This is a genomic window from Pseudomonas sp. LP_7_YM, assembly GCF_004364435.1.
Taxonomy (GTDB): domain Bacteria; phylum Pseudomonadota; class Gammaproteobacteria; order Pseudomonadales; family Pseudomonadaceae; genus Aquipseudomonas.
Genome location: NZ_SOCT01000003.1, coordinates 42,782 through 56,149, shown reverse-complemented (window position 1 = coordinate 56,149; position 13,368 = coordinate 42,782). Strand labels below are relative to the sequence as shown.

General features: G+C 58.3%; 13 protein-coding genes. 5 read left to right on the top strand and 8 right to left on the bottom strand.

Translation table 11 applies throughout. The features are described from left to right. Positions 1–80 precede the first annotated feature (80 nt). Positions 81–1,247, top strand: a complete 1,167-nt coding sequence (locus EC915_RS09235; protein WP_133750235.1) for a PilT/PilU family type 4a pilus ATPase — start codon at positions 81–83, stop codon at positions 1,245–1,247. 49 nt (positions 1,248–1,296) lie between these two features. Here EC915_RS09235 and EC915_RS09230 read toward each other — a convergent pair whose 3' ends face one another. The 7 genes from EC915_RS09230 to EC915_RS09200 all read right to left on the bottom strand — a co-directional run bounded on the left by EC915_RS09230 (position 1,297) and on the right by EC915_RS09200 (position 9,858). Next, positions 1,297–2,892: an ABC transporter ATP-binding protein gene (locus EC915_RS09230; RefSeq protein ID WP_133750234.1), complete on the bottom strand. Its 1,596-nt coding sequence runs from the start codon at positions 2,890–2,892 to the stop codon at positions 1,297–1,299. A 1-nt stretch (position 2,893) separates the two neighbouring features. Continuing rightward, positions 2,894–3,916, bottom strand: a complete 1,023-nt coding sequence (locus EC915_RS09225) for an ABC transporter permease (protein ID WP_133750233.1) — start codon at positions 3,914–3,916, stop codon at positions 2,894–2,896. Continuing rightward, on the bottom strand, positions 3,916–4,980 hold the full coding sequence (locus EC915_RS09220; RefSeq protein ID WP_133750232.1) for a microcin C ABC transporter permease YejB: 1,065 nt from the start codon (positions 4,978–4,980) through the stop codon (positions 3,916–3,918). The genes EC915_RS09225 and EC915_RS09220 overlap by 1 nt, the downstream gene beginning before the upstream one ends. Continuing rightward, positions 4,980–6,848 carry an extracellular solute-binding protein gene (locus tag EC915_RS09215; protein WP_133750231.1) on the bottom strand — a complete coding sequence of 623 codons (1,869 nt, stop codon included), beginning with the start codon at positions 6,846–6,848 and terminating at the stop codon, positions 4,980–4,982. Before EC915_RS09215 ends, EC915_RS09220 begins: the two co-directional genes overlap by 1 nt. 342 nt (positions 6,849–7,190) lie before the next feature. Further along, entirely contained in the window at positions 7,191–7,472 is a 282-nt protein-coding gene (locus EC915_RS09210; protein WP_133750230.1) for a peptidylprolyl isomerase, read from the bottom strand. Positions 7,473–7,577: 105 nt separating this feature from the next. After that, positions 7,578–8,462, bottom strand: coding sequence for a triacylglycerol lipase (locus tag EC915_RS09205; protein ID WP_133750229.1), 885 nt, complete (start codon positions 8,460–8,462; stop codon positions 7,578–7,580). A gap of 310 nt (positions 8,463–8,772) precedes the next feature. Next, positions 8,773–9,858, bottom strand: a complete 1,086-nt coding sequence (locus EC915_RS09200) for a 3-deoxy-7-phosphoheptulonate synthase (protein WP_133750228.1) — start codon at positions 9,856–9,858, stop codon at positions 8,773–8,775. 664 nt (positions 9,859–10,522) lie between these two features. On the opposite strand from EC915_RS09200, the gene EC915_RS09195 reads away from it, so the two are divergent. Continuing rightward, positions 10,523–11,296 (top strand): carbon-nitrogen hydrolase family protein, encoded by a 774-nt coding sequence (locus EC915_RS09195; protein ID WP_133750227.1) that lies wholly within the window; start codon positions 10,523–10,525, stop codon positions 11,294–11,296. Next, positions 11,297–11,785: a GNAT family N-acetyltransferase gene (locus EC915_RS09190; protein ID WP_133750226.1), complete on the top strand. Its 489-nt coding sequence runs from the start codon at positions 11,297–11,299 to the stop codon at positions 11,783–11,785. A gap of 89 nt (positions 11,786–11,874) precedes the next feature. Here the strand turns inward: EC915_RS09190 and EC915_RS09185 are convergent, their stop codons facing one another. Then, positions 11,875–12,108, bottom strand: a complete 234-nt coding sequence (locus EC915_RS09185) for a DNA-binding protein (RefSeq protein ID WP_133750225.1) — start codon at positions 12,106–12,108, stop codon at positions 11,875–11,877. Positions 12,109–12,190: 82 nt separating this feature from the next. On the opposite strand from EC915_RS09185, the gene EC915_RS09180 reads away from it, so the two are divergent. Together EC915_RS09180 and uvrY are read left to right on the top strand one after the other, a co-directional pair. After that, a complete protein-coding gene (locus EC915_RS09180) occupies positions 12,191–12,538 on the top strand; it encodes a helix-turn-helix domain-containing protein (protein WP_133750224.1) in 348 nt (115 codons plus the stop codon). Between the two features lie 184 nt (positions 12,539–12,722). After that, positions 12,723–13,367: a UvrY/SirA/GacA family response regulator transcription factor gene (uvrY, locus tag EC915_RS09175; protein ID WP_133750223.1), complete on the top strand. Its 645-nt coding sequence runs from the start codon at positions 12,723–12,725 to the stop codon at positions 13,365–13,367. The last annotated feature ends 1 nt before the right edge of the window (position 13,368 follow it).

Genomic DNA, 13,368 nt, shown 5'->3' with positions numbered 1-13,368 from the left:
GCGCCGAACGTTGCCATTGCTTGAAGGTCGCACACAGTGGCGGCCTGCGGTCTTCTTAAACTTAATGTGCGGTGTGACTTATGGATTTCCCGGCGTTGTTGAAGGTTCTGGCCACTCAGGACGGATCTGATCTGTACCTTTCCACCGGTGCGCCGCCCTGCGCCAAGTTCAATGGCGTGCTCAAGCCGCTGGGCACCGAAGCGTTCAAGCCAGGCGATGTCGCATTGATCGCCGAAGGCATCATGGACGCCGAGCAGCGCCTGGATTTCGAACGTGAGCTTGAAATGAATCTGGCGCTTTCCCTCTCGGGCATAGGCCGGTTCCGGATCAACATCTTCAAGCAACGCAACGAAGTTTCTATCGTGGCCCGCAACATCAAACTCGACATCCCCAAATTCGAAGACCTGCACCTGCCATCGGTTCTGCTGGACGTGGTCATGGAAAAGCACGGTCTGGTGCTGTTCGTCGGCGCCACCGGCTCGGGTAAGTCCACGTCGCTGGCGGCCTTGATCGATCATCGCAACCGCCATGCCAGCGGGCACATCATCACCATTGAGGACCCGGTGGAGTTCATCCATAAACATAAGAAATCGATCATCAACCAGCGTGAGGTGGGGGTTGATACCCGCAGCTTTCACGCCGCTTTGAAAAACACCCTGCGTCAGGCTCCCGACGTGATCCTCATCGGCGAAATCCGCGACCGGGAAACCATGGAGCATGCGCTGGCGTTCGCAGACACCGGGCATCTGGCAATCTCGACCCTGCACGCCAACAACGCCAATCAGGCACTGGATCGCATCATCAATTTCTTCCCTGAGGAGCGCCGTCCTCAGCTGCTCCATGATCTGGGCAATAACCTCAAGGCGTTCGTCTCCCAGCGGCTGGTAAAAACCAAAGACGGCAAGCGCCGAGCGGCAGTGGAAGTGATGCTGGGTACGCCAACCATCCGCGATCTGATCCACCGCAACGAGTTGACCGAACTCAAGGGCATCATGGAAAAGTCCACCAACCTGGGCATGCAGACCTTTGACAATGCGCTCTACGATCTGGCGGTCGAAGGGGCGATCACCGAGGAGGAAGCGCTGAAGAATGCCGACTCGGCGAACAACGTACGCCTGCGCCTGAAGCTGCACGACGAAGGTGGTGTGTCGGCTATCAGCACGCCACCTGCCGCGCCACAACCTGCCGCGCAGGTCGATATGAAAGATTGGGGCCTGGTGGATGAGCGGGACGAGCCGGGCGCTTGAGTGCTGGCCGCGCAGCCGAGCACTGCGCGTTATGGGTGAAAGGGCAAGCCTAGCGCGCCTTCTCGTTGAAATCCGGGTGGGCTGCGGCGAGCAATTCTCGGGTGTAGGGATGCTGAGGCGTGTCGAAAACATCATGACTGGCGCCGCGCTCGACCACCTTGCCGTCCTTAACCACGATCAGGTCATGGGCCAGCGCCCGGACGACCGCCAGATCGTGACTGATGAACAGATACGTCAGGCCATGCTTTTCCTGAAGTTGGCGTAACAGGGCCACCACCTGCTTCTGCACGGTGCGGTCCAGGGCCGAAGTCGGCTCATCGAGCAAAATCAAGGCAGGTTTGAGCACCAGCGCGCGGGCGATGGCGATGCGCTGGCGTTGTCCACCGGAAAACTCATGGGGATACCGATGTCGGCTCAACGGATCGATGCCGACCTCCTCCAGGACTCGAATCACTTCGGCTTCGCAGCGCACCTTGTCCAGTTCACTGTGAACTTCCAGGCCCTCACTGATGATCTGCGCCACCGACATGCGGGGGCTGAGGCTGCCATAAGGGTCTTGAAACACCACTTGCATTTGCTTGCGCCAAGGACGCATCTGCTTCTGGTTCAGGTTGTCGAGCGAGTGTCCTTTGAAGCGGATACTGCCGCGCGATTCCAGCAAGCGCAGGATGGCTTGGCCAAGTGTCGATTTCCCCGAGCCGGATTCACCAACGATGCCCAGGGTTTTGCCTCGCTCGATGCTCAGGCTGATGTCATCCACGGCCTTGAGGTATTCCTGATGGCGATTGAAGATACCGCCTCCCAACGAGAACCAGACGCGCAGGTTGTCGACTTCAAGTACCTTTTCGCGGGTGTCGCGAGGCAGCGGTTCGCCAGCCGGTTCGGCGTCCAGCAGCAATTGGCTGTAAGGGTGCTGCGGGTGTCTGAACAGCGTCTGGCAGCTGGATTGCTCAACGATTTCGCCAGCGCGCATCACGCAGACCTTCTGCGCGATGCTGTGTACCAGGTTCAGGTCATGGCTGATGAGCAGCAGTGACATGTTCAGGCGTTGCTGCAATTCCTTGAGCAAAAACAGAATCTTGCGTTGCACGGTGACGTCCAGCGCAGTGGTGGGCTCATCGGCAATCAGCAACTCGGGTTCGCAAGCCAGGGCCATGGCGATCATTACCCGCTGACGCTGGCCGCCGGACAACTCATGGGGGTAGGCTTTCAGACGCTTTTTTGGGTGCTGGATGCCGACCAGCTCCAGTAATTCGACAATGCGTGCCTGCGCTGCCTTGCCACTGAGGCCCTTGTGCAGCAGCAGCGTCTCACCGATTTGCCGGGACACCGTGTGCAGGGGGTTCAGTGAGGTCATCGGCTCCTGAAATATCATGGCGATCTGGTTACCGCGAAGACGCCGCATCGTCTTGCCATCGGCACTCAGCAGTTCCTGTCCGCGATAGCGGATGCTGCCGGTGGTGACAGTGCCCGCCTGGGGCAGCAGTTGCAGGATGGAGTGCGCCGTGACTGACTTGCCGGAGCCTGACTCGCCCACCAGCGCCAGGCATTCGCCTGCGGGGATGTCGAGGCTGATGTTTCTGACCACCCTGTTGCCGCCGAACGCCACCGACAGGTCCCGGATTTCAATGAGAGTTTCAGCCACGTCAGGACCTCGGATCGAAGGCGTCACGCAACGCCTCGCCAATGAACACCAGCAGCGAGAGGATCAGCGCCAGGGTGAAGAATGCAGTGAAGCCCAGCCAGGGCGCTTGCAGGTTCTGTTTGCCCTGGCTGATCAGCTCGCCCAGTGATGCGCTGCCGGCGGGCATGCCGAATCCCAGGAAATCCAGGGCGGTGAGGGTTGATATGGCCCCAGTGAGAATGAACGGCAGGTAGCTCAGGGTTGCGTTCATTGCGTTGGGCAGAATGTGGCGCAGGATGACTTTGCGGTCATTCAAGCCCAGAGCGCGGGCCGCTTTGACGTACTCCAGATTGCGCCCGCGCAGAAACTCGGCACGCACCACATCCACCAGTGCCAGCCACGAGAACAGCGCCATGATCCCCAACAGCCACCAGAAATTCGGCTCCACGAAGCCCGAGAGAATGATCAGCAGGTACAAAACAGGCAGCCCGGACCACACTTCCAGCAGGCGTTGACCGATCAGGTCGACCCAACCCCCGTAATAGCCCTGCAAAGCCCCGGCGGCGATGCCGATGACGGCGCTGATAACCGTCAGTACCAAGGCGAACAGGATCGACACCCGCGCTCCGAAGATCACCCGGGCCAACACATCACGGGCCTGATCGTCGGTGCCCAGCCAATTGATCGCCGACGGCGGGCTTGGCGCGGGCTTGTTCAGGTCATAGTTGGGGGTGTCATCGCTGAACGGGATCGGCGCAAACAGCATCCAGCCGTCGCCCTTGCTGATCAGCTGGCGTACGTAGTCGCTGCGATAGTCCGGCTGGAAGGGTAGCTGGCCGCCGAACTCTTGCTCGGTGTGCCGTTTGAACGCCGGAAAGTACAGCTCGTGTTGATAACTGAGCACCAGGGGTTTGTCATTGGCGATCAGTTCACCGCACAGGCTGATGGCGAACAGTGCGCAGAACAACCACAGCGACCACCAGCCGCGGCGGTTGTTGCGAAAGCGCTCGAAACGGCGACGCGCTACCGGAGACAGTCTGCGCATCAGGCATTCCTCGCGCTGAAGTCGATTCGCGGGTCGACCAGGGTGTAGCAGATGTCCCCGATCAGTTTTATCAGCAGCCCGAACAGAGTAAAGATGAACAGCGAACCGAACACCACCGGATAGTCTCGCGACACGGCCGCCTCGTAGCTCATGCGGCCCAGCCCATCGAGAGAGAAAATGACCTCGATCATCAACGAACCCGCGAAGAACACACTAATGAACGCCTGCGGAATACCCGCCACCACCAACAGCATCGCGTTGCGCAATACGTGCCCATAAAGCACGCGGCGCTCGCTCAAGCCCTTGGCACGAGCCGTGACCACGTATTGGCGGGTGACTTCGTTAAGGAAGGAGTTCTTGGTAAGAATGGTCAGCGTCGCAAAGCCACCGATGACCAGTGATGCCACGGGCAGCACCAGATGCCAGAAATAGTCGGCGATCTTGCCCAGCATGGTCATCTGATCGAAGTCTTCCGAAACCAGCCCGCGCACAGGGAACCAGCTAAGCGAGGTGCCACCGGCGAACAGCACCACCAACAGCATGGCGAACAGGAACGCGGGCATCGCGTAACCGATGATGACTGCGGTGCTGCTCCAGATATCGAAATAACTGCCATGTTTGACTGCCTTGCGAATGCCCAGCGGGATCGACACCAGGTAGGTGATCAGCGTCGCCCATAGACCAAGAGAGATCGACACTGGCATTTTTTGCAGAATCAGGTCAGTGACTTTGGCGCCGCGAAAGAAGCTGTTGCCGAAATCCAGAGTTGCGTAGTTCTTGAGCATCAGCCACAGGCGTTCATGCAGCGGTTTGTCGAAGCCGTACTGGTGCTCGATTTCCTTGATCAGTCTGGCATCCAGGCCGCGACTGGCGCGGGACTGGCCGGTGTTCATGGTTTCGGTATGGCCAGCGCCTATGGCGCCGCCAGCCACGCCTTGCAGCTTGGCGATGGCCTGTTCCACCGGCCCGCCGGGCGCCGCCTGCACGATAAAGAAATTCACCAGAAGAATGCACAGCAGCGTAGGGATGATCAGGAGCAGGCGGCGCGTCAGGTAGCCGAGCATTACTTCACCTCCGAAGGAATGGCCGAGGCGCCCCGTTGCTGGGTAAATTGTTCAGTTGTCAGCGCCTGCGGAGCGATCTCCCACCAAGTGTCGATCGCTTCGCTGTTGCTCGCTTGTATCCTGGGAATGCCGAAACGGTTCCACCAGACCGTGGAGGAGCCTGGCGGGTAGTAGTTGGGGATCCAGTAGAAGCCCCATTGCAGGACGCGGTCCAGTGCATGGGCGTAGTCGATCATGGCCGGTTTTGTGTCTGCCTTGGCCAGGCCGTTGATCAAGCTGTCGACGGCCGGATCGCGCAGCACCATGTAGTTGCTTGAGCCCGAGTCCCTGGCCACTTTCGAGCCGAAGTTGTTGTACAGCTCCATGCCCGGCGAGGTCGATACACCGTACCCGGTCACGATCATGTCGTAGTCGCGGGCCATGACGCGATTCAGGTACTGGGCCGAATCGATGCGACGGATTTCGAAGTCGATGCCGATCTGCGCCAGATTACGTTTGTATGGAAGCAGGATCTTTTCGAAACCGCTTTGCCCGTTGAGGAAGGTGAAGCTCAGCGGCTCACCTTCAGCGTTCACCAGTCTGTCGCCCTTGGGCATCCATCCGGCTTCTTCCAGCAGGGCCAGTGCCTGCAGTTGCTTATCGCGGATAAAACCGGTGCCGTCGGTGCTGGGTGTCTGGAATACGCTGGTAAAGACTTCGGGTGGCACCTGGCCGCGCAAGGGCTCTAGCACTCGCAACTCGGATTCGGTAGGCAACTGAGTAGCGGCCAGGTCGCTGTTGGAGAAATAGCTGTTCTGGCGCACGTAGACATTGCGCATCATCTGTTTATTGGTCCACTCGAAATCCCAAAGCAGGGCCAGCGCCTGACGCACGCGGCGATCCTGAAATTTGGGCCGGTCGAGATTGAACACGAAGCCTTGAGAGCTTTGCACTGCACCCTTGGCCAGATGTGCCCGCTGTAGCCGTCCTTCCGTCAGGGCCGGGCTGTCGTAGCCGATGGAGTAACCGGTGGCCGAGTACTCGCGGTTGTAGTCGTACCCGCCGCCGCGCAGCACCTGGCGGGCGACATCGGTATCACCGAAGTACTCGACGCTGAAGTGGTCGAAGTTGTACATGCCCCGGTTAACCGGCAAGTCCCTGGCCCACCAGTCCGGGTCGCGCTCGAAGGTGATGCTGCGGCCCGGATCGACCTTGCCGATGCGATACGGACCACTGCCGACCGGGATCTCGAAACCGCCGCCGTTGGCGAAGTCCTTGCCGTTCCAATAATGTTCGGGCAGCACGGGCAGAGAAGCCAGATCAAGGGCAAGCGTGCGGTTTTCGTTGCTTTTGAAGTCGAAGCGAATTTGCGTCGGCGATTCGATTTCCACGCCTTTGACATCACCAAACTCGGTGCGGTACGACAGGCTGCCCTGGGTCATCAGCAGATCGTAGGTAAACCGCACGTCTTGGGCAGTAACGGGAGTGCCGTCGGAGAATCGCGCCTTGGGATTGAGGAAGAAGCGCAGCGACATGCCGTCGGCGGCGCGTTCCATTTTTCCGGCGATCAGGCCGTACACCGTGTAAGGCTCATCCAGCGATTTCACGGCCAGTGGCGAATAGAGCAGGCCATTGACTTGAGACACGCCAGTACCTTTGTCCAGGTAGGGCATGATGTGGTCGTACTGACCGATTTCCTGCGCAGACCGGCGCATGCTGCCGCCTTTTGGGGCGCGCGGGTTCACATAGTCGAAATGCTTGAAATCTGCGGAGTAGCGCGGGGCCTCGCCATAGACCGTCAACGCATGTTGAGGTGCAGCGGACAGGGATTGGAAACCTGAGATAAAGACCAGTGTTGCGACGATCAGCGATGAACAGACAAAACGCATTACACGAATCCTGACTGACGTCTTGGCGCAACGTCAGGGTTGAAGGTCATGGGCTGGCGTGTGGCCTGCGCCGAAGTTTTTTCTTGCAGGTTTCTAATGCGTTACCTCCGGTGGCACGTTACCGCAACACCGCGACCTTTGTAACCGCACAATGCTCGTCGCTGCTGACTTCTTGATAGGAAAGCCAGGGCTTGCCAAGCGCTGGCGTGTCTGCAAACCGGTTAACCCTATTACAAAAGCAATTTCTTTGCCTCAATCCACAAGTGATGGTTTTTTCCTGCTTGGTAAACAAGAACGGCCCGCTTTTCAGGGCGGGCCGTTGGAAGCGCACAGTCGGCAGGATCAGTCCTGACGGCTGGTGACTTCCAGCAAGTGATAACCGAACTGGGTTTTCACCGGGCCCTGCACGACATTCACTGGTGCGCTGAATACGACGGTATCGAATTCCTTGACCATCTGGCCCGGACCGAACGAGCCCAGATCACCGCCCTGACGGCTGGAAGGGCAGCTGGAGTTGGCTTTCGCGACTTCGGCAAAATCGGCACCGCCTTCGATCTGAGTTTTGAGTTCGTTGCATTTGTCTTCACTGGAAACAAGGATGTGGCGGGCAGTGGCTTTAGCCATGGGGTGTACTCCTGTCAAAAAAAGGAAAGAGCCTACCGGATTAAGGGAGGCTTTTCCCGAGAAAGTTCCGACTTACAGCCCGAACGCGATCATCACGGGCTGGCGCTACAGGCCCCTTGCGTAGAGGAAGGCCGCGTGATCGACGTAGAGTTTCACTGGATCGACATCCTTGCGCACCAGCCCAGCCGTCTGGTTTATCGCGTCGACGTGATCGAGGGGGTAATCGGAGCGAATGACCTTGCCCAGGTGTGAGCTGTAGCGTCCGACCAGACCGTCGTTTTGAGCTGTCTCGCGTTTGAAAAGCAGCGCGTAACCACGCAATGCCAAATGCAGAGGGTCCAATGCATTCTGCCCTTCACTGCGAAGCGAACCTTGAATGCAGCCGCTCCAGGAGTAGTAATTCACGCCGTTTACCTGTTCCGCACCATCACTGCCCCATTCCCCGGGCAGCCCCTGGGGGTACTTGAGATTGAAGTGCGCGACGCCTTCGGTGGTCAATGCGTCCAGCGCGCGCACAGGGTCCTGTGGCAGCCCGGGGTTGCCGCTGAGCAACGCCAAAAAGTGGGCGAACCCGCTAACCAGTCTTGCTGCCTGTCGTTCGGGCAACTTACCCGGCGTTAACGCTTCTCTTACCCGATCGGCGACTTCCGATCCGTGATTCGGGCCGCTGACCGAAGTCACGGAAGCGATCAGCTCAGGGCGTACGGCCGCAGCGTAGCGCGAGGTCAGCGCTCCCTGGCTGTGACCGATGAGATTGACCTTCAGATAGCCGGAGCGCTTTAGAAAACTCTCGATTTGCAGCAGCAGTTGCTCGCCGCGAGTCTCGTTGTCGTGGACCCCTGACAGAGCCGGGACGTGGACGCGGCATCCGGCTTTCTCCAGCGCCTGGACGATCCCGTAGAACATGTCGAAATTGGCGATGCGATCAAAACCGAACAGGCCGTGCACCAGCAGGATCGGGTATTTGGTCGTCACCTGTATGTCGTTCATCTTTAGCACTCCCTCGCTTGGTTGAACGTTCGAGGGTAGCCGAGGCGGAGCAGTGACGTTGGATGAAGACCGAACCAAAGATGGCGTGTTCGTCGCCCTCTGCGACAAAGTCTGCTTTGGGCGAATGGCCCGGATCACAAAGCACAGGCCAGTGCGCCGAATGAATCTTGCGACAGGTCTGAGACATACCTGCTGGATTTCCTACGCCTTCAATCCGTAAAGCGCAGAGGGGCTGCTGCCAGCACAGACAAGTATCAGGGAAATGGGCCGCACGCGTCGGCCCCACTTCCCATGTGGCCAATGCCCATGATTACCTGTAACGCAGTTTATGGACGGCCGCACGCAGCAGGCTTTCTGTATCGTCCCAGCCCAGGCAGCCATCGGTGATCGAGACGCCATAGCGCAACGATTCGCTCAACGGCTGGCAGCCTGCAAACAGATGGCTTTCCAGCATCATGCCGATCAGGCTGCGATTACCTGCCAGACGCTGTCGCAGAACATCGTTGAACACTTGAGGCTGGCGCAATGGATCCTTGCCGCTGTTGGCGTGACTGCAGTCAACCATGATGCGCGCAGCGATACGTTGCTGGTTCAGGCTGGCGTTGACCCTGGCGATGCTCGTGTCGTCGTGATTAGGCCCGTTGTGCCCGCCGCGCAATACGATGTGGGTATCCGGATTACCCCGGGTTTCAATGATCGAGGGATGCCCATGAGGGTCCATGCCAAAGTGGCGGTGGGCATGGGCCGCCGAACGAATGGCATCGCAGGCCACGCAGACGCCGCCGTCTGTACCGTTCTTGAAGCCGACCGGCATGTGCAAACCACTGGCGGTTTCCCGGTGAATCTGCGACTCGGTGGTTCGCGCGCCGATGGCGACCCAGCTCAGCAGGTCGTCGAAATAGCCGGCAGCCATCGGCTGCAGCAATTCAGTCGCGATCGGCAGCCCCAAGCGGATCATTTCGCGCATCAGGTGACGAGACAGCGTCAGGCCCGCAGCCATGTCGTCACTGCCATCCAGATTCGGATCGTATGCCAGACCTTTCCAGCCCACCGTGGTGCGGGGTTTTTCGACGTAAGCACGCATCACCACAAGCATCTGATCGCTGACTTCGAAAGCAAGGTTGGCCAGGCGTGCGGCGTATTCGAGGGCAGATTCGGAGTCGTGTAGGGAGCAGGGCCCCACGATCACCAACAGGCGAGAGTCTTCACCGTTAAGGATGGCGCGCACTGATTGCCGATGGGCTGCAACTTGTGCGCAAAGCCTGAGATCCAGCGGCAGCTGGTTTTTCAGTACCAGAGGGCTGGGCAGGCGTTGTGGGGCAGGGCGACTGTCAATCAGCGTCACGGTGCCGGACTGCAGGTCGGACAGGTCGGGTGCAACGACGGACGAATTCATATTCAGGTTTCCTGGTCGGCGGGCGTTGTCCCGCGCCGACCTACTGGGATGTTCGACAATTGGCCTTGCTGGCCGGTTGTGTTGATTTGCCACCTGTCAGTGACCGATCGGAGGCGGCTGGCTGTCCCGAGCGGAGGTTGCTAAATCGCCATGCAAAGTCGACGTCGTTGCGGTAATAGGTGCTGTATTTCATGTCATGTTCCTCAATTCGAAGCGTTAGTTGATTTTATGAAGGCCAGAAAAACGAAAACCCCCGGTCGGGAGGCCGACCGGGGGTAGAGTTATCTCTGGTGGGCGTCCCGTGATTCATGGGCGCCGGTCAGGTATCAGGCGCGCCAGTGGCTAAACCAATACCCATACAAATAAGAAGCAGGAGGCGATATTGCCGATGCACCCAGCACAGCCCATGCACTTGCCTGACGCGAGGCGTCGGCAGAGCGCTGAAGCTGATTGGGGATGGAAGGCAGCATGGCAAGTCTCCAAAGAATGTGGGCGAGCTTACTGCACGGGCGTGGCGTTATTCAATTGGAAATTCCAATCGTCGTGATGGTGAGCGTTGTTGATTGCATCGGATGAACTCGTCGCAAGACTGGTCAAGTCTTAGGACACCGTTAGAATGCGTCCTAAGAAGGGACAAGGTCACGAACAGCCAGGAGTAGCAACGATGCAGGTGAGTGAACAAACCCGAGCGCCGGTGTTTGCCGTAGCCCAGTCATCCTCCATGGCAGGAGACATCGAAGGGAATGTACAGCGTCATCTGCACTTCATGGAGATTGCCGCTGGACGCGGGGCGAACTTCCTGATGTTTCCAGAACTGTCGTTGACCGGTTATGAGCCGACCTTGGCGGGCAATCTGGCGTTCTCGGCCTGTGACCCGCGCCTGCAACCGATGCGGGATATGGCACGGGAGCTGAAAATGGTCACGGTAGCGGGTGCCCCCATCCGTTCCTCAACTCCCGGCCAAGTGCTGATTGCAGCGCTCGTTTTTCAGGCCGACGGCGGGCTCGACCTGTATTACAAGCAACACCTGCACAGCGGCGAAGAATCGGTTTTCGGTGCCGGAACTGGCGGCGCGCCAGTCGATATCGCAGGCGAGCGTCTAGCGTTGGCGGTCTGTGCCGACTTCGCCCAAGTGGCTCACGCAAAAAAGGCTGCCGAAGCGGGCTCGACCATTTATGCAGCAAGCGTATTGATTTCCGGCGCAGGCTATGCGCATGACTCGGCGCTGCTGAGTGGCTATGCGCGAACGCATCGGATGTCGGTATTAATGGCGAACTATGCGGGCAGCACCGGTGGTTGGCTGTCCGGCGGGCGCAGCGCGCTGTGGGATGAGGATGGCGAGATGGTCGCGCAAATCTCCGGGGCAGGAGAGGAATTGCTTCTGGTGCGACGTAGTGACGCTGCATGGTCCGCGACTGCCGTTGCGGTCAAATTGTAGATGGCCTTCATAACTGACGTATCAGGCAATTCGCTTTTATTGCAACCAGCAGCAGATAGCGATCTGGCATTTGCCCGTGAATTGACCCGGGTCAACATGCGCGATTATTACCTTTGTTACGGTCTGGTGTGGCAGCCGCAAGCGTTTGATGCTGAGTGGCCGCGGCGAGAGAGTTACCTTGTCATTCAGTCAGGAAAGCCAATCGGGTTTCTCGGGTTAACCCTCGAAACCGGCTATCTGTATGTGCGTGATGTGCAACTGATCGAGGCCCGCCGCGGTGAAGGCGTCGGCCAATGGATAATGACCTGCGTTGAACAAGTGGCGATAGCACAGGGGTGCGCGAGTGTTCGGCTCAAGGTGTTTAAAACAAACCCCGCAGTGAGGCTGTACCGCCGGCTCGGCTATATGCATGTGGGAGAAGAAGCCGCACTGTTCTGGATGGAGCGGGCAGTGCATCAGTCACTACGAGCTCCCTCGGACACACGATAATGACCTGTGATGGATTCAGGCTGAGCGAGCGCCCACGCACTTATACCTTCCCTGGACAAATGTTGCAGAAGGTCCACGCTCTGCGGGACCTAATCTGTCGATAAATCACCGCTATCCGGCGATTGCGTTGGTATCACGCCTATTTTCATACCCAGCAGCACCGCCACTTTGTGGGATTCGCCACGACGACCTTTTTTTCGACCGGAAAGAATCTGATAAGTCGTCGCCGGATCGACGCTGTTTTCGCGGGCAAACTCTTGAACAGATTTACCTTGCTGTTCCAGCCAGGCCTTGGCTTGTGCTGCGGTGCGGATTCCGGGCATAGTTCAAAACCGTTCAAGTCTGTACAAATTTATCAGGATTCTACCATTCGTAAGGATGGGGTCAATAAGGTTACGCATTCAAATGAGTGGAATTGGTGCCCGTATCAGGCAAGAGCGAGAGCGGCTGGGGCTTTCGCAGCGAGCGTTTGGCGAAATTGGTGGTGTCGAGCCCAATGCCCAAGGCAAGTATGAGAGTGGTGAACGCACGCCGAAGGCCGATTATCTAGCGGCCGTGGCTGCCAAGGGTGTTGATGTGCTGTATGTCTTGACCGGGTCACACACTCCGTCCCCCATTGAGGATCTCAGCGAAGTGGAAGAGTGGGTGCTCGGAAGCTACAGAACGTTGGTCAAGGAAGATCAGGACGCCATTCTTCGACTGACGACCACCTTGGCTGAATATAAGGCGAGCTACACAGCAGAAAAAAATTAATGTCAGAGCGGGGGAGTGATTTCATTTTTTTTGGCGGTACGCGGCGTCAGGCCGATGAGGCGGGCCTGTCGGCAATCTCGCAGATAAACGTCAGACCTGCCAAATTGCTTCATGCTAGGTCCTGCACTTTCTTTTTTGTTAAGGTGATGGACTATTGTCATCAATTGTTTCGTGAGGTGTCTGCTTGATTAGGGTGCTGGTTGTCGATGACCACGATCTGGTTCGGACGGGTATCACACGCATGCTCTCCGACATCGACGGCCTGCAGGTGGTCGGACAGGCCGAGTCTGGCGAAGAGTCGTTAAAGAAGGCTCGTGAACTCAACCCCGACGTCGTGCTGATGGATGTCAAGATGCCAGGTATCGGTGGCCTGGAGGCTACGCGCAAGCTGCTGCGTAGCTATCCGGATATCAAGGTGGTCGCAGTGACGGCATGTGAGGAAGATCCGTTTCCCACCCGTTTGTTGCAGGCCGGAGCCGCAGGCTACATGACCAAGGGCGCGGGCTTGACCGAGATGGTTCAGGCCATTCGTCTGGTGTTTGCAGGCCAGCGCTACATCAGCCCGCAGATTGCACAGCAGCTGGCGCTCAAGTCCTTCCAGCCGCAAACCAGTAATTCGCCATTCGATCTGCTGTCGGAGCGAGAAATCCAGATTGCCCTGATGATCGTCGGCTGCCAGAAAGTGCAGACCATTTCCGACAAACTGTGCCTGTCCCCTAAAACAGTGAACACTTACCGATATCGCATCTTCGAGAAGCTTTCGATCACCAGTGACGTTGAGCTTGCCCTGCTTGCCGTGCGTCACGGCATGGTCGACGCCAGCGCCTGAA